Consider the following 21,156-nt stretch of genomic DNA (forward strand, 5'->3'; position numbering starts at 1 on the left):
TAAAGCCATTATACTAACTACCAACTGAATCAAGCAAAAAGGCTATGACAAGAAGGAGTAGCTGTGGTGAAGGCAAACAGAGAGCGGCCGGCTGGTGAGAGGCGCATGAATAGCCATGGTGAATACATCTTCGAGCTGCGCACCGAACAGAATCCGGTCAGCGTCCGATTGGACGACATGGAGATCAGTAGGCTGCGACGGAGAGGCAAACCGTAGAAAGCTGCTAAGGTATCGTCATTTTGGGCCGCAAGGCCGGATGCTGTACCTGATGAGGCAGAAGGCGCGAGCTTTCTGTGAAGTAAGGTGGTAACGCGAGCAAAAGCTCGTCCTTTCATGAGGGCGGGCTTTTTATGTTGTAAGAAAAGGAGTAAAATAGGATGAAAATTTCAGAAGAGTTAAAGGCCAGAGGCCTGATTGCACAGATGACCGATGAGCAGGAGATCTGCGATCTGATCGATGAGGGAAAGGCAGTGTTTTATATTGGCTTTGATCCTACGGCGGACAGCCTGCATGTGGGACATTTCATGGCGCTGTGCCTGATGAAGCGCCTGCAGATGGCGGGCAATAAGCCGATTGCGCTGCTTGGCGGCGGCACTGGCATGATCGGCGATCCATCGGGACGGACCGACATGCGGAAAATGCTGACCGAGGAGGATATCCAGCACAATATCGACTGCTTCAAGCAGCAGATGAGCAAGTTTATTGATTTTTCCGAGGGCAAGGCCATGATGGTCAACAATGCCGACTGGCTGCTGGATCTGAATTATGTCAAGCTGCTGCGCGAGGTAGGTGCGCATTTTTCGGTTAACCGGATGCTTACGGCGGAGTGCTACAAGCAGCGTATGGAAAAGGGTCTGAGCTTTCTGGAGTTCAATTATATGATCATGCAGAGTTATGACTTCTACATGCTGTATCAGAAATATGGTTGCAATATGCAGTTTGGCGGCGACGATCAGTGGTCCAACATGCTCGGAGGGACGGAGCTCATCCGGAGAAAGCTGGGCAAGGACGCCTACGCCATGACGATCAATCTGCTGCTGACCAGCGAAGGAAAGAAAATGGGCAAAACCGCTGGCGGCGCCGTGTGGCTCGATCCCAATAAAACAAGCCCGTTCGAGTTTTACCAGTACTGGCGCAATGTCAATGACGCCGATGTGCTCAAATGCATCCGCATGCTGACCTTCCTGCCGCTCGAAGAAATCGAAAAGATGGACAGCTGGGAGGGTAGCCAGCTAAATGAAGCCAAAAATATCCTTGCCTACGAGCTAACCAAGCTGGTGCATGGTGAGGAAGAAGCCGAAAAGGCGCGGCAGGCATCGCAGGCGCTCTTCGGCGGCGGCGCCAATCTGGAGAATATGCCGACCACCGAAATTGCAGAAAGCGATCTGAAAGACGGTGCAATCGACATCATCACCCTGCTGCAAAAGGCAGGTCTAGCCGGCTCCCGTTCCGAAGGCCGGCGCAATATCGAGCAGGGCGGCGTCGAGGCCGGCGGTGAAAAGGTGACGGACATCGCCAAAATCTTCACAGCCGATGCACTCCGCGGCGAAGGCATCATCATCAAGCGCGGCAAGAAGAAATTTGCCCGCGTAATTCTAAAATAAGGAGATCCCATGCAGTACAGAAGACTTGGCAAAACGAACCTCATGGTCAGCGAAATCGGCTTCGGCGCCGAGTGGCTGGAGCGCCACCCATACGAAGACTGCAAGGCGCTCATCGACCACGCCGAGACCCTCGGCATCAACATCCTAGACTGCTGGATGGCAGAGCCGAACGTCCGCACCAACATCGGCAAAGCCATCGCCGGCCGGCGCGAAAAGTGGTTCATTCAGGGGCATATCGGCTCCACCTGGCAGAACGGTCAGTACGTGCGCACCCGCGAGGCGGGAAAATGTCGGCAGGCCTTTGAGGATCTGCTCACGCGATTGCAAACCGATTATATTGACCTGGGTATGATCCATTTTGTTGATCAGGAAAGCGACTGGCAGGCGGCAACCAGCGGTCCCTATTTTGAATATGTCACTGAGCTTAAGGAAAGCGGAAAGATCCGTCACATCGGTCTCAGTACGCATAACCCTGATATTGCTAAAAAAGCTGCTGAAAGCGGCTTTATCGAGATGATCTTATTTAGCATCAATCCGGCATTTGATATGCTGCCGCCAACCGAGCAGATCGATCAGTATTTTGCAGAGGAATATCAAGAAGAGCTGGGCGGAATTGATCCGTCACGGGCAGAGCTTTATAAGCTGTGCGAGCAAAACGATGTAGGGATCACGGTGATGAAGCCGTATGCAGGAGGCCGTTTGTTTGATGCACAGCGTTCTCCCTTCGGCATAGCGCTGACACCGGTGCAGTGCATTCATTATTGTCTCACACGCCCCGCCGTGGCGGCCGTTATGGCCGGCTATGATACGCCGGAACATATCGATGAGGCAGTAGCGTATGAGACAGCCTCCGAGGAGGAGAAGAATTATGCCTCTGCTTTGGCGGCCGCGCCGCGCCATACCTTTGGGCAGGGCGAGTGCACCTACTGCGGACATTGTAAGCCATGTCCGGTGGATATTGATATTGCCATGGTGAATAAATATTATGATCTGGCTACGATGCAGGTGGAAGTGCCGGCGGCGGTGAAGGCGCATTATCAGGCGCTGGCGCATGGAGCGCAGGAGTGCATCGCCTGCCACAGCTGCGAGAACCGCTGTCCGTTTGGCGTGAAGATTGCGGAGCGTATGAAAATGGCTGCGCAGCTGTTTGCGGATTAAGCCTTGCATCCACGTGGAAAATCTGATATACTCAGTTAAAAAAAGGAGGGCGCAGAATGAAGCGGATAGAGCAGAACATTTCGTATATGGCTGCTTGTTGCAGTAGCAGTGCATCTAAAACATGCAAAACTGATCATTTACGGGATTACTGCGCTCTTTTTTAGGTAAATAACTTAAAATCGCGGTGATTCCTTGGCAGTTTGATCTAACCGATCAGGCTGCTTTTTTGTATCCAAATTTACAAAAAGGAAGGAATTACGAAATGAATGATCAGCTAAAAAGAAGGCTAAAAAGAAATATCAAGCTGGACTATGTGAGTACATTTGTTGTCAATCTCAATATGCAGGGTGCAATTTGGGTGCTGTATTTGATCTATTGCGGGATGAGTCTGGCACAGGTGGGCGTTTTGGAGGGGATTTACCACGCCACCAGCATTTTATGTGAAATTCCGTCGGGGGCGGCCGCCGATCTGCTGGGCAGGAAACACAGTATGATCATAAGCAGGATCTGCATCCTGATTTCCTGCCTGATCATGCTGTTTTTTAAAAGCTTTTGGCTATTTGCGCTCAGCTTTGTGATCCAGGCAATCGGCAATAATTTTAATTCTGGTTCGGAGGAAGCGCTGGTATACGACAGCATGAAATATGTTGGCGAGGAAGAGAAATACCGACATGTTTACGGCAGACTCAACTTTATTATCGAAATCGCCGGAGCCCTTTCAACGGTCATGGGCGGCGTGCTTACGGAGTATTCCTATGTATGGAGCTATGCAGCCTGCACCGGGATTGCCGCCGCCGCGCTGCTCCCCGTGCTGTTTATGGAGGAGGTGCCCCGCGTACAAGAGGCAGCCCATACGGCGTCAGAATCGGTTTGTCAGCTGGTGCGTCAGCATTTTGTTACCAGCTGGCATATTTTAAAATCGGATATCCGCATCTTTAAGATTATTTTATACTATTCAGTCATCGATGCGGCGTATATGGTATTCTCTTTTTACGGACAGCAGTACTACGCTGAGTTCGGATACAATAAAATTGAGATCAGTATCATCTTTTTAGCGGCAAGCGGCGCTGCCTGTCTAGGAGCTGTGCTGAGCGAAAGGCTTTATGAAAAGCTGCGAGGACGGCTTACAACACTAGCCTCCATTCTGATCGGCGCCGCCCTAGTCAGCTACCGTCTGGAAAATACCGTCCTATCCATCCTATTCTTCATGGTTGCCAGCTTTTTCAATACCACGCTCTATCCCGTACAGTCCGAGGCGCTTAACCGGTTGATCCCCTCCGAGCAGAGGGCCACGCTCATCTCGGTGGACAGCATGTTTTTTTCAATTGCCATGATCGTCATTTTCCCGCTGGCGGGCCTGCTGGCTGACGGGGCAGGGCTGAGCAGCATATTTTTAGGAATCGGAGTTTTATTATGGATCTTTGTCAGCGTTTGGAGGAAGCGATGAAAAAACAGGTGTTTATCCTTATTCTTTGTTTGTTAATTCTTTGCACAGGGTGCAAAACCGCTGTAGAAAATGCGGCAGGATCCAAGGCTGATCTGCATTTAGAAGAAGGAGACGGATTGACGGTATACGTCACAGGAGTATCGAGCACCCTGCTGACGGAGAAGGAAGAACTAACCATCTATCCGTCAAAATATACGGTTGGCCCTCAAATAGCAGGCGGCGAGATGAACAGTGGAAGCGGAAATATATTTGTGCAGGCGCTGGAGGAATATAGCGAAAAAACAGGTATTAAAATAGAAATTCATTTTTTAGAAGAGACCGGAGAAGAAGGAGGGGATCCGCTCCAATTTTTATATGATCAGAATCGGCCCCTGCCTGATCTTCTGATTGCCAGTAAGCATACGGGCTACGATTATGAGCGACTGGCAAGGCAGGGGTTGCTGCTAGATTTTACAGAATATGCAGAGCGAGAAGGCCTTCTACAGGAGGATGACTACTATACTCAGATTTTAGAAGGCGGCCAGATCGCCGGAAAGCAGTATACGCTGCCATTTTTATTTAATCTAAATGCGCTGCTTACTTCGGATGCCTATCTAAGCGAAATGCAGATGCCGCGCCCAGATCAGTCCAGTTCATATGAAGAGATACTGTATCTTTTAGAAAATAGCTGCCATCAGACGCAGTCCTCGAATACAAAGGAAGCGATATGGGATGCCAGTATGCGTCCGGCTGGTAAATATCTGCCCAATATTCTAACAGCCGCCGGATACCCGTGTTACTGGAGCGTAGATCAGGAGCTGCTGCTGCAGGAATCAGCGATAACCAAAATTTTCTCGTTAATGGAACAGTATAATCAGCAGGAATTTGTCAATATTTTAAATTGGCAGCAGCAATCCTATTGGCAAAATGTAAACGGCCACAATAAAAGCACGGCGATTGCTGGCATGGAAGCCTCTGCTTATGAGGAGATTGGCATCTTCTTATCAGGCGGACGGTGTGGCAGTCTAAATTTTTATAGTAGCCTTTTAACGGATGCCGCATATTTCCACACAGCGTATCAAAAGGCAGGAGAAGAGCTTGTCCTTTGTGGGATTCCGAGCCTGCAAGGGGTGAATACCTATTCAGCCAATATTACGGGTTTTGCCGTTGGCTTTGCTTCCACCCAATATCCGGAAGTGTGCTACGACATAGCGCGGTATTTGGCTGACTATGCATACCCGCCGTTTTATGGGTTTTCCGTCAATCGGCGGCTGACAGAGAAACAGCTACAGGAGGCGCAGCATACGTCCTTTATTTTATATCCTAACGATATATGGAGCCGCGTTATGACTGGAGGTCTCAAGCAGAGTGAAATAGAAAGCTACCAAATCAAGACAATGCCGCTTGAGCCGGAAACCATAGCCTGCATAGAAAATATGCTGGATCACATAGCAGGGGCGGGGCTCCCATGGGGTGTACTGGAAAGAGAAATCTATGCAGCCGCGCTGGGCAAGCTGGGAGACGCAGCGCTCACACCCAAGCAGGCTAGCGCATGGGTGATCGAAAAGCTTGCAGAATATCAGCGTATTCAAAGCGATCTTAAGCCATTCTACGATGAAGCGTATACCCTCTCATTTGCAGAATAAACGGTTGACAACCGGCGCTTAAAATGCTATACTAGCTGGCGTATAAATCAGCAATGAGCATAGCTAAGTAGCCGCTGCAAAGCGCCTCAGAGAGCCGGGGTCTTGGGCTGAAAGCCCTGGCGGAAAGATGCAGACAGGTGAATTTCACTATGGGAGCTGCCGCCCAGCGCGCACGGCGCAAAGCGGCTGTAGTCTACCGCATTAAGGGGAGCAGAAGAGAGCCTGATCAGCACCGGATTTTCAAGTGATAACCGGGGCGGATGAGCTCTGAATTTTGGTGGTACCACGGAGATAACCCGTCCAATGCAGATTGGACGGGATTTTTTATTATGTAAAGGAGCGCTGAAAAGAGTGAAAACAAAGATTGAGCAGTTAAAAGAAAAATTTCAGCAGGATATGACAGCGGTCAAAAGCGCAGAAGCGCTGGAGAGCATGCGTGTAGCTTATCTGGGCAAGAAAGGCAGCATTACTGAGCTGCTAAAGGGGCTGAAAGACCTGCAGGGAGAAGAGAAAAAGGAGATTGGCAAGTACATCAACCAGCTTAAGGGCGAAGTAGCGGATAAGATCAACCAAAGAGCTGGGCAACTGGAGAAGGAGCTGGAGCAGGCCAAGTTAAAGGCGGATAAAAGATATGATATTTCGCTGCCCTGCCAGCAAAAGCTGGGAACGCTGCATCCGATTACCATCGTGCAGCGGGAGCTGGAGGAGATTTTCAGCAGCATGGGCTTTGCCGTGGAGGATTTCAGCGAGGTTGTAACGGAGTATAACAATTTTGAGGCAGTCAACATTCCCAAGCATCATCCGGCGCGGGATATGCAGGATACTTACTATCTGGACAACGGACAGGTGCTTAAGACGCACACCTCAGCGGCGCAGAATGCCATATTAAGAAAATATGGCGCGCCCTGTAAGGCGATCTTCCCGGGAAGGTGCTTCCGCAACGAGGCGTTGGATGCCAGCCATGAGACTACCTTCTTCCAGATGGAGGGCATGATGGTGGACAAAAATATTTCTATTTCCAATCTGATTTACTTTATGAAGACCATGCTTTCTGAGGTGTTTAAAAAAGAAATTACCGTGCGGCTGCGTCCGGGCTTTTTCCCCTTTGTGGAGCCGGGCTTTGAGCTTGACATTCAGTGTCCGTTCTGCGGCGGCAAGGGCTGCTCCACCTGTAAGCACGGCGGCTGGATCGAGCTGTGTCCCTGCGGCATGATTCACCCCAATGTACTGCAGATGGGCGGTATTGATCCTGAGGAGTATACTGGCTTTGCATTTGGTCTGGGGTTGACGCGCCTGGCTATGATGAAGTTTGATATTCACGACATTCGTGTGCTTAACAGCGGCAATTTAAAGGCGCTGGATCAGTTTGTGACCATGTAAAGAGAAGAGGAGGATACAACGCATATGTTTTTATCGATGAACTGGATTCGGGACTTTGTTAATTTGGACGGCATTGATCTCGATGATTTAATTCATAAATTTACCCTGGGAACGGCTGAGGTAGAAGGCATAGAGCATGTAGGCAGCGATATTCAGGACGTGGTAGTCGGCCAGATCCTATCGATTGAAAACCATCCCAATTCCAAGAAGCTGCATTTGCTTAAAGTAGATGGCGGAGACCGCATCTATCAGGTGGTATGCGGTGCTCCCAACGTGGCAGAGGGGATGAAGGTGCCCTTTGCTAAAACAGGGGGTATGGCCGGCGGCATGCGGATTGAAAAACGGCCGGTAGCTGGCTATGACAGTGAAGGAATGTGCTGCAGCGAGCGCGAGCTTGGTCTGAGCGATAACCATGAGGGCCTGATGGCGCTGCCGGAGGACGCTCCTGTGGGAACGGATATTAAGGAGCTATATGAGGTAGAGGATCTGATTTTTGAGGTTGATAATAAATCGCTCACTAATCGGCCGGATCTGTGGGGGCATTACGGGATTGCCCGCGAGATTGCAGCGCTGGCACACCGAGCGCTGCAGCCCTATGCCCAAAAATCCTTGGTAGAATATGACAGCCTGCCGGAGGTGCCGATTGAAATTCAGGATACGGATCTTGTTTACCGCTATGCGGCGTTGGCTGTGAAGAATATCAGCGTGAAGCAGTCGCCTAAAAATATGCAGATCCGTCTTTATCGCTGCGGTATGCGCGGTATCAATCTGCTGGCTGACCTGACCAATTATATCATGCTTGAGCTCGGCCAGCCCATGCATGCATTTGACTATGAGAGGGTGAGTCAGATTGAGGTGGGGCATTTTGAGAAGCCCTTTGCATTTGCTACGCTGGACGGAAAAGAGCGTATGATTCAGCCGGAAACGCTGATGATCTGCAGCAAAGGAAAGCCTGTGGCCGTGGCCGGCATCATGGGCGGTCTCGAGAGTGAGATCGTGGAAGATACGCATAGCTTTCTACTGGAGAGCGCGACCTTTGACGCCGTGAGCATCCGCAAATCCTCTGCAGCGCTGGGTCTGCGCACGGATGCTTCGATGCGCTATGAAAAAACGCTGGATCCGGAGATGGTGACGGGGGCGATCGGCCGCTATCTGCAGCTGCTTTTGGAGATTGATCCGGGCGTTACTGTGATCAGTCGGCTGAGTGATCAGTATGTTAAGCAGTATCCGAAGCGCAGTATCACCTTTGACAAGGCGTATGTAGACAGGATTACCGGCATCGATATCAGCGAGGCGCAGATAGAGGAAACGCTGACGAGTCTGGGCTTTGGGCTCAGCCGCGAGGGCAAGGATATCATCGTGCAGGTGCCGAGCTGGCGCGCAACCAAAGATGTCAGCATTAAGGCGGATATTATCGAGGAAATCACCCGTATTTACGGCTACGATAATTTTGAAATCAAGACGGCGGAGGTGGCTGTGCAGCCGCAGGCCTATTCCAAGGAGCATACGCTGTATAATCAGCTTAAAAACCTGCTGGCCTATTCCTTTGGCGCACATGAGGAGCACACCTATTTGTGGAATGACGGCAAAAAGCTGGCAGAGCTGGGTCTGGCGAACGAAGGCCATTTGCATCTTGTGAATTCGGTGTCTCCGGATATTGAAACCCTTAGGAGCGAAATGGTTCCTTCGCTGCTTTGCAGCGCGGCGCGCAATAAGGGCTATGACAGTGCGTTTACCGTGTTTGAGATCGGCAGCGTGATTGCGGGTCTGAAGGCGGATGGCCTGGGCGATGAGCAGAAACATCTGGGCGTGGTGCTGTGGGGACGCAAAAAGGATGAGGAGGCGCTGCTGATGCAGGCGAAGGCCCTCACGGAGCGGATTGCCCGCGAGCTTTTAGGAACCACGTTTAGTTATGTGAATGCGGCGCAGGCAAAGGAGTGGCAGCATCCGTATAATGCGTTTACGATCAGCGCCAGTGGCAGTGAGCTTGGTACGCTGGCGGTTGTGCACCCGGCGGTGTGCGGAAAGGTGGATAAAAAAGCGACGGCTATCGCGCTGGAACTGAATCTGGACGCGCTGTGCAGGATCGAAAAGGCGATGCCGCAGTTTGCTGAGCCGAGCCGCTTCCCGAGCATTGTTAATGATATCAGCTTTATGGTCAGCAGCGATACCCGCTTCGCTGATTTTGAACGCGTGATTGCAGCGCATCCCTGCGAATATCTGACGGGCTATGAGCTGGTGGGCATCTATCAGGATGCCAGCTGGCAAGGGCAGCAGAGCGTGACGATTCGCTTTGTCTTCTGCTCTAAAGAGCGTACGCTGGAGAGCGATGAGGTGCAGCAGGCAGCGGCCATGTATATGGAAGCTATGAAGGAGATCGGCGCTGTTGTGAAGCTCGATTAAATGAAAAGCATGCACAGAATATCCCCCGCCCTAATATGCTAATAGCAATATGAGCATAGGGGCGGGGGTATTTTTATGGAAGCGAAACAGATACAGCTGGGATATGAAGAGCTGAAGCAGGAGATAGAGCCGCTTTGGCAGTCGTTTTATGTGACGGTCAGCCGGCCGGCTGAGGAAGCACTTGTCTTAGCGGAGGTACTCTCCGAAATTTCGCTGCAGCGACAAAGCAAGGCGCTGTACTATTATGCGCTAAGGAATTTTTCGGGAGAAAAGGCGCATGAGATCATCGGCCTAGAAGATGGCAGGGCGCAGCGGTTTGAGGATGACTGGCAAAAGTGGCGTGAGCGGCTGCGGCAAAGCGAGAAGCGGGAAGAAGCGCTCCTAGAGATGCTCGAATATATGCGGCAGGCGTGGCCGGAGCAGATCACGTATACCACCGCGCTGACGGATGCTTTGCTGCAGGATCCGCGGGAGCCCAATCCGGCGCAGTACGAGAGCTTGTTTCCGCAAAAGCTCAATCAGACGCGCTGCCCAGTCATTCTTCACCGGGAGCCAAAAGAGCTGGATACACAAATCGAAAACGGCGTATGGCAGATTGGCGAGCTGGCGCGCGCCCTGGGCGGCTATCTGCTGATCGATGCACGCCATTTGTACGCTGCGCCGCTCATCTGGCAGTCGCTGATTCATCAGCTGGCACAGCAGCAGTGCAAGGTACAGCTCGTATTATACGGGCCGGCATCTCTTTATGAGCTATGGCGCAGCGAGGATGAGGATTTTGCTGCCTTTTTCACGGAAGTACGCTGCTTTCCCACGCGAGTGCCCAATTCATGGCCCAATCGGCAGCGCTGGCTAACATACCTGCGCGATCAATTAGATCCAATTATCACGGATAAAGCCTTGGAATTTTTGTTAGCTCTGATCAGCGGCCTGAGCTTCGCTCACATGAAGGACAGCGACGGGTTCCTGCCCGGCAGGCTGGATATAGCGCAGCCATGGATCCGGGAATGCGAGTGGCTGTGCCGCGAAAAAAACACAGAGCTGATCAATATTGCGCTCGTCAAAGAGGTGTGGGAAAATAGGCAGCGCAGAGCCAGACGGCTAGAGCAGGCGCTGCCGTATGGCCTCGCGCCGCAAAAGGGCCGGCAGATCGGCTCCGTTTATACGCTGACGCTGCATGACATCGGCTATTGTACGCTGTGCGAGCCGGTCCATGTGCAGGTGCATCCCAAAAAGGAAGGGAAGCGGCGCGCACGGCGCCAAAAGGACGAATTTGATGTGCTTTTGGAATGCGAGCGAGAGATCGAAGAGGATGCCGGAAGCATCAAGACAGCGATTGCATTTGGCGTTTTGTCCGCCATGGGGCATTATCCGGTGCGCCAGTCGCTGGCGATCATCGGCGAAATGGACGAAAGCGGAGTGCTGCAGCCGGATCAGGCAGCCGCGCAGCTGGTTACAGGCTTTTACGAGGTGTGTCGGCGCGAGGGCTGCGAAAACGGCGGGGTATTGCTGCCGGCGGCGAGCATGCTGGATCTGAAATTGCCGGAGGAGGTGCAGCAGGCCTTGCGGGAAAAACGCTTCTTTCTGTATCCGGTGCGTACGATGCTGGAGGGGGCAGAAATCCTCATGAAATAAAATTTAAAAATCAAGTATTAGCTGATCCGTCCCGTATTTCCAGATTTTACTTCTGTACATCGGGGCGGATCAGTAGTATAATGTGTCATAGCTACGGATCTATATGCATAAAGATAAGATAACAGCAGATAGTAGTCAGAAGGGTTCACAGCGATATACATAGGGGCGCAGCCGCGAGGGCGGAGAGGCAGCTCCAGAAAAGGAGTATGTAGATGAAGCAATATAAAACTATACTGGTAGAGAAAAAAGTGCCGGATCAGATAATCTGCAATTGCTGTGGAAAAAAGCTGTCACCTACAGGGCAGCATCCCTATTTAGACTACCTTCATATTCAAAAGGAATGGGGATATGATTCTCCTTACGACGGAGAGATGCATGAAATGGATATCTGTCCCGATTGTTATGCAGCATGGATCCAGACATTTAAAGTTCCGCTGCAGACCGAAGCAGAGCCGATAGCGGAGGAAGCGGAAGAGGAAAACTGAATAAGGAAAGGTACAAAAGATGTTTGATATTTGTTTGCTGGGGACCGGCGGCATGATGCCGCTGCCGGGGCGCTGGCTGACTTCGTGTATCATGCGCTATAAAGGAACAAGCCTTCTGATCGACTGCGGCGAGGGCACGCAGGTTACGCTCAGAGAGCTCGGCTGGAGCTTTAAAGCGATTGACTATATTTTGTTTACCCACTATCACGGCGATCATATCAGCGGTTTGCCCGGCCTGCTGCTGACGATCGGAAACTGTGACAGAACAGAGCCCGTCACTCTGATTGGGCCCCGCGGTCTGCGAAAGATTGTAGAGGGCCTTCTTTTGATTGCGCCGGGACTTCCGTTCCCCATTGTGTATCAGGAGCTGACAGCAGAGCAGATTCAGCAGCAGCAGGAGCTGATGCTGGGGGAGCTTTCTGTACGCGCCTTTCAGGCCGACCACGGCGTACCCTGCGTGGGCTACAGCGCAGAGGTTAAGCGTCAGCCCAAATTTGATCCCGTTCGGGCCAAGGAAGCCGGGATCCCCTTGCCATATTGGCGGCGCTTGCAAAATGGCGAGGTCATCACGGAAGATGACGGGACGGTGTATGAGCCTTCAATGGTTTTGGGCTCTGCCCGCAAAGGCCTTAAGGTAACCTACTGCACAGATTCGCGGCCGAAGGAAAGCATTGTGCGCGCGGCGCAAAAGTCGGATTTGTTTATCTGTGAGGGCATGTATGGCGAGCCTGATAAGCAGGATAAGGCGGCGAAGCATAAGCATATGTCGTATCAGGAGGCGGCGCAGATGGCGCGGCAGGCGCAGGTGCAGGAGCTTTGGCTGACGCATTTTAGCCCGGCTATGCCGAATCCGAAGGTGTATTTGAAGGAGGCTACGGCGGTTTTCCCAAATACGAAGGCGGGAAAGGATCGTATGCTTAAGGAATTTAAGTTTGAAGAGGAGTAATGGCGTGAGATATCCGGTGATATTAGGAATTGAAAGCTCCTGTGATGAGACGGCGGCGGCGGTGGTGAGAAATGGCCGCGAGGTGCTGTCGAACGTGATCTCTTCGCAGGTACCGCTACATAAGGTGTATGGGGGCGTTGTGCCGGAAATTGCATCGCGCAAGCATATTGAAAATATTGATGGCGTGATTTTGCAGGCGCTTGCAGATGCCAAAATGGGCTGGGAGGATATCGACGCGATTGCGGTGACCTATGGCCCTGGGCTTGTGGGCGCGCTTTTAGTGGGCGTGGCGGAGGCGAAGGCACTTGCTTATGCGCTACATAAACCGCTGCTGGGTGTGCATCATATGAAGGGGCATATTGCAGCTAATTATATTACGAATGCGGATTGGAAGCCGCCGTTTTTATGCTTGGTGGTGTCGGGCGGGCATACGCATTTGGTGATGGTTGAAGATTATCAGCATTATCAGATTTTAGGCAAAACAAGGGATGATGCGGCGGGCGAGGCATTTGACAAGGTGTCCAGGGCGATTGGACTGGGCTACCCCGGCGGACCGCAGATCCAAAAGGCGGCGGAGAAGGGAAATCCGCAGGCGATTCATTTCCCAAGGCCATGTTTGGAGGAGGATGGATACTCCTTCAGTTTTAGCGGCCTGAAGTCGGCGGTGCTGAATTATCTGAACCAGCAGGAGATGAAAAAAGAGGCAGTAAACCCGGCCGACGTGGCCGCGTCTTTTCAGGCGGCGGTTGTAGAGGTGCTGGTGAAGAAAACGATGCAGGCGGCGAAAGATCTCGGGGTGAGCCGGGTGGCGGTTGCCGGCGGTGTGTCGGCTAATAGGCCGCTGCGGGAGGCACTGGAAGAGGCTTGTATGCAAAATCATTTTGATTTTTGCCGGCCGGAATTTGTTTTTTGCACTGATAATGCCGCGATGATTGCCTGCGCGGCGTATTATGAATATGAACAGGGCGAAAGCGCTGATTTGTCGCTTAATGCAAATCCTAATTTAACGCTTTAAATTTATTTTTATGCAATGATTCTTCTGCGACCTTGTGAATAAAAAATCCTTGCTTGTGCCAAGATATGCTCATGAAGCTGATGATAACGTTGGCTTGCGAAATGGCAGGAACCTTTTAAAAGGAGAGAGGAGCAGAAGGTATGAGCGATACGGATAAACAGACCATGCCGGAGAAGCAGGTTAAAATTTATCTGGCTGTACTGTCGGTCCTTTTGGTAGTTGCGGTTTTGGTAACGGTTTTTACGGCCTATCAGGATGAGCAGCTGGCAGAGGAGGAGCAGCCGCCGCGCACCGAGCAGAGCACAGTAACGGCCGAGCAGTCACAGGAAACGAGGCCGGTACAGAATAATTTCTTGGATGCGAACAGTCAGATTGAGGAAACCTCAAAGCCAGAGCCGGTAAAGCCGCAGGCGCCGACAGAGTCGTCTACGGCGACGGAGGAAACGGGCATGGAGGAAGAAGAGCCGCAGGCGCCGGTAGCGGCGTTTGATCCGCAAGAGGATCTGATGGTATGGCCGGTAAGCGGTACGGTAGTGATGGATTACAGCCCGGATGCATTGATCTATGATGCGACGCTGGACCTGTACCGGACAAGCAATTCTCTGAGCATTGGTGCATCAGAGGAGGAAACGGTCGTAGCGGCAGCCGCTGGTACGGTGAAGGAAATAGGAAAGACGGATGAACTGGGCAGTTATGTAGTTCTCGACAACGGAAACGGGTATGAGACTACATACGGTCAGCTTTCGGAGGAGGCAATGGTTGAGGTTGGCGAGACCGTTGCACAGGGCGAAGCAATTGGCCGTATGAGCGAGCCTACCTGGTATAGCGCTGCACTGGGGACACATCTCATTTTTACTGTTACGGTAAATGGCGAGACGGTGAATCCGCTTGATTATTTAGAAAATATATTAGATGACTGATAAGAAGATGCCTTGAGGGGATGATGCCCTCGGGGCATTTTTCAATTGTAAATATATTTTGAACAATGCGCCTGCATAGGGAATCGAGCCGAAAAATATCCGATACTATAAGTAGAACGTTCAAACAAGCAGAGCTCTCAGATAGGAAAGGATCAGGCGAATGGATAAGAAAAAACGCAGCAAACTTTGGGTAGCTTTATGTTTTATGGTGATTTGGATTTTAAAAAGTGTTTGGATGGTATCAGCCGAGGAGGAGATTTCTGTTTGTACGGTAGCACCGGGACAGGCTGATATGAGGATCGGATTATGTGAAGGAAATGGCTTTTTAATGGAAGCCGGGCAGTATGCCGGAAATTATGCGCCGGTATTTTATTCTGCGTTCTGGTCGGGCAGTGCGCTGGGTAGTGTGCTGCCGCTAGGGCATTTTGTATACTGCGTTGAGCCGGAAGTTACACTGCTGGGGGATGCACAGTATAATGAGGGCGGCGTTCTGGGCAATCGGGATGTATTGCTCCATCTGACGACGCCGCGCATCACGCAGGAGGGCCGGATTTTCCAAATGCTGGGGCAGATTTTGCAGGTTTGCGGCCCGGAGATCCAAAGCGGTCCCGAGATTTGCAAAACAGCACCGCAGGCGACGCGGTATCTGGCGGCGCAGACGCTGATCTGGCAGCTGGTATGCGGCGACATGGATGAAAATTTCAATGTGCTTAGCAGTCAGTGGGCAGAGGCGTATGATTTGCGCTCCATGCCGTATTGGAATACAGCGCCGGCGGGAGGAAGGTCGGTCAAGGCATGGCAGGAAACATGGCTGCAGGAGCTTAAAAGGATGCAGCAGCTGCCCAGCTTTTGCAGTCAGGATCAGGCTGTATATGAAATGACAGGCGATACCCTCGTGCTGACCGATACGGCACAGAGTCTTGATGATATGCAGTTTATAGCATCGGATAGCAGTGTAACGCTGACGGTAAAGGAAAATACGCTGATTATTTCAAACCCACAGCAGGTTGATTTTACCGTGAATGTCCGTAATGTGCTGCGGGATGGAATCAAGGAACCCGCTCCGATTCTGACGGTCAATCAAAGTACGGGCGCTAAGCGGCAGACTACGGTGACAGCATCAGAGACGCCGCTTACTATGCCACTGGAGGCTTCTTTTAAGATAAAGGCACTGGTAATCAGCCTTGAGGTTAGCAAGCAGGAGCTGACAGGGAGCCACGAGGTGCCGGGAGCTAAGCTGCAGATTTTGGATGAAAACGGGCAGGTCATCGAGGAATGGATATCAAGCGATCAGCCACATTACATCGAAAAGCTGCCTATTGGCACGTATATTCTGCGCGAAATTTTGCCGGCTGCCGGCTATGTAACGGCAGAGGATATTTTATTTGAGGTAAAGGACACAGCAGAGCTGCAAAAGGTTGAAATGAAGGATGATATTACAAAATTGCAGATCAGCAAAAAAGATCTGACAACCGGAGAAGAGCTACCAGGGGCAGCGCTGCAGATTTTGGATGAGACAGGAAAGGTCATTGAAGAATGGGTATCCGGTGCTGAGCCGCATTATATTGAAAGGCTGCCGATTGGGGTCTATACGCTGCGAGAGACTCTGCCGGCTAAAGGCTATGTGACAGCACAGGATGTAATCTTTAAGATAGAGGATACGGCGGCGCTGCAAAAAGTGGAGATGAAGGATGATGTAACGAAGCTGGAGATCAGCAAAAAGGAGCTGGAAAGCGGAGAGCCGCTGTCAGGAGCCGCCTTGCAGATTGTCGATCAGAAGGGCAGTGTGATAAAGGAATGGATATCCGGCGATAGGCCGCAGTATATCGAAAGTCTTCCGGTAGGAAGCTATACCCTGCAGGAAAAGGAAGCACCGAAGGGCTATCAAAAGGCCGCGGATATTTCGTTTGAGATTGCGGATATACCGCAGATACAAAGAGTTGAAATGAGCGATCAGAAAAAGAAGCCGTCGCCGCAAACAGGAGACGAAGCAGTATGGCAGTTATATATAGGAATGCTAGGACTAGCGGGGATGGGATTAGGGTTCTTGATGCGTAAAAGGAGCTTGCGGCAGAGATAGGGCTTTAGAGGCTAAGGAGAAAATATCAGGCGAGGGCTTGACATTTTCTCCGGCCTTTGCTATACTAATTTTCGCTTGGGGCATTGGCGCAGTTGGGAGCGCGTTTGAATGGCATTCAAAAGGTCATGGGTTCGAATCCCATATGCTCCACTGAAAAAAACACAACGTGGAAGTGTTGTGTTTTTTTATTTATAAACAGGGGGTGGATAATTAATGCTCGGAGTGCCAAAGAACAAAGTAATCTTGTTACCGTATAACGAAAAATGGGTGGATGAATATAGCAAAGTAAAAGAGCTTTTTATGGGAATGTTTACTGATGAAATTGTTTCCATTGAACATGTTGGCAGTACATCTATCCCTGGAATAATGGCGAAGCCGATGCTGGATGTAGCGATTGTTTTTAAGGATATAACAGAGCAAGTATTCCATAAAATGAAAGAAAGTAACTACATTTATTATGGTGAAGTCGCATCAGGCAAGTATTTATTCATATTGCGAGGAGAGAATGAAAGCTCCTTACAACACGTTCATTGTTATAAAGCAAATGATCGCACATTGTTTTATCAGCAAGTACAATTTAGAGACTTTTTACGAACTCATCCTAAATATGCAAAAGAGTATGAACAATTAAAGATAAACTTGTCTAAAATGTATTTTGATGACAGGAATAAATATACGGCTGGGAAACAGGCATTTTTTGATAAAATAAGGGCTCTTGCTGCTCAAAATCAAGACGTCATTGAAACCTAAAGTTTTAAGGATTGGAAGTAGTGTAACAAATATTGTGTAAACCTCTTAGATTAGTGAAAAATCATAGGTTTAATAAAATTTATATAAGATTGATTGAGGGCTGAATGGCATGAAATGCTGTTCAGCCCTTGTCTACTTTCTAGCATGGATCATGTTGTATGTCAAGAGCTCCCACTATAATCCGGGGGTTTGATTTACAGTCTCATATTTTATAACTCTCCGTTGAAATCACTATCGGTTATTAGCGATATTGCAATGCTTGATCATTTGAGTGATATACGAATCTTGCTCTTTACTCTAGAATTTAAAGACGAAGAAGTATTCGGATTGTATAATAGTCTATATAAAGCGTATATAAATTTAGCAGATAATGATTTTGAAACAGTTACAGATCACTTATAAAGCGTAGCACAATCAGATTGCATTTCTGAAGAAGAGCGAAGCTTTTGCAATAACGTGTTTCTTTATATCGAGCAATTATATAATCAAAGAAGTGGCATTGAATGGACGATTCCTAAAATCAAAACACTTTGGGACAAGGTGAATATGTAAAAAAACTATAGCATAGTGAAAATTTTATAGAATTTACGCACAGAATACAAAAGTGTTTTTATGGCTTCAATAACTCTGAGTTCTTCACGAAACCGCAAAAATATGTTTTCAGAGAAAAAACAGAGCAAATATTGAAAAATGGGTTTCGGAGCGGTCGAGTGGCTACTCGGAAGCCCATTTTTGACGTTCAGAGGTAGAAGAAGGTCGAAAACGCTGCTGCATAAATTGAATTTCTTTTCTTTACAAGCAACTACTAAATGTATTTAGGAAATGGGACTTGAACCGGATATTGCGAAAAATCTAATTTGGGTAGTGATATAATTGCGTGGAAACTTTGAAAAATTGAAAGTTTTGTGTTATACTTAATCAGTATTATTATATCCATTTCAAGGAGAAGGCACGGCATGGCTGTTAACATGCAAAAGATCAAGCTGGTGAAGCTTTATGAGCTGTTGTGCAAGAGATGGGTGAAGTGCACCCCATCTCCCGCGCGGAGTTTTGCAGACGGTTGAATGAGATGGACATTTCCAGTAATGTCAGGACACTGAGATTGGATATCGAGGTCATGCAGGAAAACGGCTTCGAGATTATGAGCTACCTGAAGGATAAGGAAAAGTTTACTATGTTCCAGAGCACGAGCTCACAGTGCCAAAATAAAGATACTGATTGATGTGCTGCAGAATGTCAGTTTTATCACTGAGAAAAAAACAGCAGAGCTGATAGAAAAGGTTGCTGTTCTCGGTGGATCACACCAAGTTGAGCTACTAAAAAACATGGTATACTTCAATACGCGGAAGCACACCAACGAGGCCATTCTCTACACGGTGAACGGCATTGAGGATGCCATCATTCGCAGGAAAAAGATCGACTTTTGTCTGAATGAAAAGGCAGAACGCGTCTATGTGACCATAAACGATAGCAATAAGAAACGTTACTATGTGGAGCCAGTCGCAAGGATTGATGGTGTGTCAGAGTTTACGGAGCAGGTGTTCAAAATATTCAGTGGAGAGCTGGCGTAATTTGGGAATAGAATGCAGGTTATCTCCCCACTCAATGTGATCGATCAGTACAGAAAACACATTAACAATATTGTCGGAGGAAACGCGGAATGGTTACAGGAGCAATTAAAAATAAGGTCGATAAGATCTGGACAGATATTTGGGCTGGCGGTATTACAAACCCCCTGACCGTTATCGAGCAGCTTACATATCTCATGTTCATCCGTTCCCTCGATGAAAAGGAACTGGAGACTGAGGAATTCGAAACGATGACCGGCGAGAAGATGGCAAAGATTTTTCCCCAGTCTCCCGTCGGACAATCAATGCGTTGGAGCAAGTTCAAAAACGACGATCCACGCCAGATTTTCGACGTGATCTCTCAGAGAGTATTTCCCGCGATCAAAAGCATGAAGTATGGTCGCTTCCCCGATTTTAATGAAAAGGGTGAGCTTGTAGAGATCGAAGACGAACCCGGTAAGGCAGATGAAAGCACGACCGCTTTTGCGCGGTATATGAGCAATGCAATGTTTATCATTCCTACTCCGCAGCTGCTGCAGAAGATAATTACGGGATTGGACGATCTTTACGAACACGATATTGCAGAGCTGGATATGCAGGGCGACCTATATGAGTACATGCTCGGCAAACTGGCTACAGCAGGCCAGAACGGACAGTTTCGCACTCCGAAGCATATCCGAGAGATGATGGTCGAGTTGCTACAGCCGACACCGGATGATATGATTTGCGATCCGGCATGTGGAACGGCAGGTTTCTTGGTTTCTGCGTCAGAGTATATCCGTCGCAATTACGAGGATACTATGACCCCTGAGCAATGGCAGCATTTTACAGGCCCCGCATTTACGGGGTTTGATATGGACTACACTATGCTCCGCATTTCTGCGATGAACCTTATGATGCACTCTATCAGCAATCCAGAGATAGATTATAAGGATAGTGTGTCAAAGCAAAATCAGATTTTCGATCGCTTTACGATGTGCTTGGCAAATCCCCCGTTCAAGGGAACGATCGACGCAGAGAGCATCCACGATAATCTGAAAGCGGTAACGAACACGAAGAAGACCGAGCTTCTGTTTCTTGCCTTGTTCTTACGGATGCTGAAAAAAGGCGGTCAGTGTGCATGCATCGTTCCGGATGGTGTGTTGTTTGGATCGTCCTCAGCACATAAATCCATTCGCAAAGAACTCGTCGAGAATCATCAGCTCCGCGCAGTGATCTCGATGCCGTCTGGCGTATTTAAGCCATATGCAGGTGTTTCCACTGCTGTGTTGGTATTCACAAAGACCGGCGCGGGTGGTACCGACAAAGTATGGTTTTATGATATGAAGGCGGATGGCTTCAGCCTTGACGATAAGCGTTCCGAGATTGTGGATAATGATATCCCCGATATCATTCAGCGTTTCCAGCATCTGGAGCAGGAAGCCACACGTGAACGCACCGAGCAGAGCTTTTTTGTACCGAAGCAGGAAATCGTGGACAATGGATACGATCTTTCCATTAACAAATATAAGAAGATGGAGTATGTAGCTGTCGAATATCCCTCTACCGCAGAAATTATGGATAAGCTCGACGAACTTGAAGAGAGTATCTCCGCCGAACTGAAGGAATTGAGGAAAATGCTATGATGGAGAAAACTTTACCCGAGGTATGCACAATCCAATATGGATTTCCTTTTGACTCGGCCAAATTCTGCACTGCAGAAGGCGTTCCGCTTGTTCGCATTCGAGATGTCGTTAGGGGCTATTCGGAAACATATACAACAGAAACTGCTGGAGAAAACTATATTGTCAAAGATGGTGACCTACTCATTGGCATGGATGGAGAGTTTAATATCGCCTATTGGAAAGGTGGTCGTGCATATTTAAATCAACGAGTATGCAGATTAATTCCACGTGAAGACGTTGACCACGATTACATATTTTACTATATGCCAAAAGCACTAAAAGCAATAGAGGATGCCACGCCATTTGTGACGGTAAAGCATTTGTCTGCAAAACAACTGAGCAAAATACTGATACCCCTGCCCGATATGAGAGAGCAGCAGCGAATTTCTGCAGTATTGCGTAGTGTTGACAGAGTAATTGCCATGAGACACAAAGAATTGGACGAGTTTAACAATCTCGTGAAATCCCGATTTATCGAA

At 49.3% G+C, this 21,156-nt stretch carries 17 protein-coding genes and 1 tRNA gene; all 18 read left to right on the plus strand.

The genetic code is table 11. The features are described 5' to 3' along the window. Positions 1-377 precede the first annotated feature (377 nt). Positions 378-1,604: a tyrosine--tRNA ligase gene (locus tag HFE64_05615; GenBank protein MCI8632942.1), complete on the plus strand. Its 1,227-nt coding sequence runs from the start codon at positions 378-380 to the stop codon at positions 1,602-1,604. 9 nt (positions 1,605-1,613) lie between these two features. Beyond that, positions 1,614-2,762 (plus strand): aldo/keto reductase, encoded by a 1,149-nt coding sequence (locus tag HFE64_05620; protein ID MCI8632943.1) that lies wholly within the window; start codon positions 1,614-1,616, stop codon positions 2,760-2,762. A gap of 262 nt (positions 2,763-3,024) precedes the next feature. Continuing rightward, the gene (locus HFE64_05625; GenBank protein MCI8632944.1) at positions 3,025-4,209 is read left to right on the plus strand and encodes an MFS transporter; all 1,185 of its coding nucleotides are present in this window, start codon (positions 3,025-3,027) and stop codon (positions 4,207-4,209) included. After that, the gene (locus HFE64_05630; GenBank protein MCI8632945.1) at positions 4,176-5,834 is read left to right on the plus strand and encodes an extracellular solute-binding protein; all 1,659 of its coding nucleotides are present in this window, start codon (positions 4,176-4,178) and stop codon (positions 5,832-5,834) included. Before HFE64_05625 ends, HFE64_05630 begins: the two co-directional genes overlap by 34 nt. A gap of 303 nt (positions 5,835-6,137) precedes the next feature. Further along, a complete protein-coding gene (pheS, locus tag HFE64_05635; GenBank protein ID MCI8632946.1) occupies positions 6,138-7,214 on the plus strand; it encodes a phenylalanine--tRNA ligase subunit alpha in 1,077 nt (358 codons plus the stop codon). A gap of 24 nt (positions 7,215-7,238) precedes the next feature. Next, positions 7,239-9,617, plus strand: a complete 2,379-nt coding sequence (locus tag HFE64_05640; GenBank protein MCI8632947.1) for a phenylalanine--tRNA ligase subunit beta — start codon at positions 7,239-7,241, stop codon at positions 9,615-9,617. Between the two features lie 75 nt (positions 9,618-9,692). Next, positions 9,693-11,249: a hypothetical protein gene (locus HFE64_05645; protein MCI8632948.1), complete on the plus strand. Its 1,557-nt coding sequence runs from the start codon at positions 9,693-9,695 to the stop codon at positions 11,247-11,249. Between the two features lie 212 nt (positions 11,250-11,461). Further along, positions 11,462-11,734, plus strand: a complete 273-nt coding sequence (locus tag HFE64_05650; protein ID MCI8632949.1) for a hypothetical protein — start codon at positions 11,462-11,464, stop codon at positions 11,732-11,734. Positions 11,735-11,753: 19 nt separating this feature from the next. Beyond that, positions 11,754-12,680, plus strand: coding sequence for a ribonuclease Z (locus HFE64_05655; GenBank protein MCI8632950.1), 927 nt, complete (start codon positions 11,754-11,756; stop codon positions 12,678-12,680). Positions 12,681-12,684: 4 nt separating this feature from the next. Further along, entirely contained in the window at positions 12,685-13,695 is a 1,011-nt protein-coding gene (gene tsaD, locus HFE64_05660) for a tRNA (adenosine(37)-N6)-threonylcarbamoyltransferase complex transferase subunit TsaD (GenBank protein ID MCI8632951.1), read from the plus strand. Between the two features lie 140 nt (positions 13,696-13,835). Then, on the plus strand, positions 13,836-14,615 hold the full coding sequence (locus HFE64_05665) for a M23 family metallopeptidase (GenBank protein MCI8632952.1): 780 nt from the start codon (positions 13,836-13,838) through the stop codon (positions 14,613-14,615). Between the two features lie 205 nt (positions 14,616-14,820). Continuing rightward, positions 14,821-16,695 carry an LPXTG cell wall anchor domain-containing protein gene (locus HFE64_05670; protein MCI8632953.1) on the plus strand — a complete coding sequence of 625 codons (1,875 nt, stop codon included), beginning with the start codon at positions 14,821-14,823 and terminating at the stop codon, positions 16,693-16,695. A 77-nt stretch (positions 16,696-16,772) separates the two neighbouring features. Further along, positions 16,773-16,845 (plus strand) — tRNA-Ala (locus HFE64_05675). 63 nt (positions 16,846-16,908) lie between these two features. Next, complete coding sequence (locus HFE64_05680) at positions 16,909-17,445, plus strand: GrpB family protein (GenBank protein ID MCI8632954.1); 537 nt, start codon at positions 16,909-16,911, stop codon at positions 17,443-17,445. Between the two features lie 1,015 nt (positions 17,446-18,460). After that, positions 18,461-18,667: a hypothetical protein gene (locus HFE64_05685; GenBank protein MCI8632955.1), complete on the plus strand. Its 207-nt coding sequence runs from the start codon at positions 18,461-18,463 to the stop codon at positions 18,665-18,667. 103 nt (positions 18,668-18,770) lie between these two features. Next, positions 18,771-19,016: a hypothetical protein gene (locus HFE64_05690; GenBank protein MCI8632956.1), complete on the plus strand. Its 246-nt coding sequence runs from the start codon at positions 18,771-18,773 to the stop codon at positions 19,014-19,016. A gap of 89 nt (positions 19,017-19,105) precedes the next feature. After that, complete coding sequence (locus tag HFE64_05695) at positions 19,106-20,638, plus strand: SAM-dependent DNA methyltransferase (GenBank protein MCI8632957.1); 1,533 nt, start codon at positions 19,106-19,108, stop codon at positions 20,636-20,638. Further along, on the plus strand, positions 20,635-21,156 hold a 522-nt coding region (locus HFE64_05700; protein MCI8632958.1), incomplete at its 3' end, for a restriction endonuclease subunit S. The genes HFE64_05695 and HFE64_05700, both read left to right, overlap by 4 nt.

It is taken from the genome of Lachnospiraceae bacterium, from assembly GCA_022794035.1.
GTDB lineage: Bacteria > Bacillota > Clostridia > Lachnospirales > Bianqueaceae > CALWPV01.

Bases quoted from the DNA above. Each gene is read 5' to 3' on its own strand.
- HFE64_05615 (MCI8632942.1), top strand. From the start codon at position 378: ATGAAAATTTCAGAAGAGTTAAAGGCCAGAGGCCTGATTGCACAGATG.
- HFE64_05620 (MCI8632943.1), top strand. From the start codon at position 1,614: ATGCAGTACAGAAGACTTGGCAAAACGAACCTCATGGTCAGCGAAATC.
- HFE64_05625 (MCI8632944.1), top strand. From the start codon at position 3,025: ATGAATGATCAGCTAAAAAGAAGGCTAAAAAGAAATATCAAGCTGGAC.
- HFE64_05630 (MCI8632945.1), top strand. From the start codon at position 4,176: ATGGATCTTTGTCAGCGTTTGGAGGAAGCGATGAAAAAACAGGTGTTT.
- pheS (MCI8632946.1), top strand. From the start codon at position 6,138: ATGCAGATTGGACGGGATTTTTTATTATGTAAAGGAGCGCTGAAAAGA.
- HFE64_05640 (MCI8632947.1), top strand. From the start codon at position 7,239: ATGTTTTTATCGATGAACTGGATTCGGGACTTTGTTAATTTGGACGGC.
- HFE64_05645 (MCI8632948.1), top strand. From the start codon at position 9,693: ATGGAAGCGAAACAGATACAGCTGGGATATGAAGAGCTGAAGCAGGAG.
- HFE64_05650 (MCI8632949.1), top strand. From the start codon at position 11,462: ATGAAGCAATATAAAACTATACTGGTAGAGAAAAAAGTGCCGGATCAG.
- HFE64_05655 (MCI8632950.1), top strand. From the start codon at position 11,754: ATGTTTGATATTTGTTTGCTGGGGACCGGCGGCATGATGCCGCTGCCG.
- HFE64_05665 (MCI8632952.1), top strand. From the start codon at position 13,836: ATGAGCGATACGGATAAACAGACCATGCCGGAGAAGCAGGTTAAAATT.
- HFE64_05670 (MCI8632953.1), top strand. From the start codon at position 14,821: ATGGTGATTTGGATTTTAAAAAGTGTTTGGATGGTATCAGCCGAGGAG.
- HFE64_05680 (MCI8632954.1), top strand. From the start codon at position 16,909: ATGCTCGGAGTGCCAAAGAACAAAGTAATCTTGTTACCGTATAACGAA.
- HFE64_05685 (MCI8632955.1), top strand. From the start codon at position 18,461: ATGGGTGAAGTGCACCCCATCTCCCGCGCGGAGTTTTGCAGACGGTTG.
- HFE64_05690 (MCI8632956.1), top strand. From the start codon at position 18,771: ATGGTATACTTCAATACGCGGAAGCACACCAACGAGGCCATTCTCTAC.
- HFE64_05695 (MCI8632957.1), top strand. From the start codon at position 19,106: ATGGTTACAGGAGCAATTAAAAATAAGGTCGATAAGATCTGGACAGAT.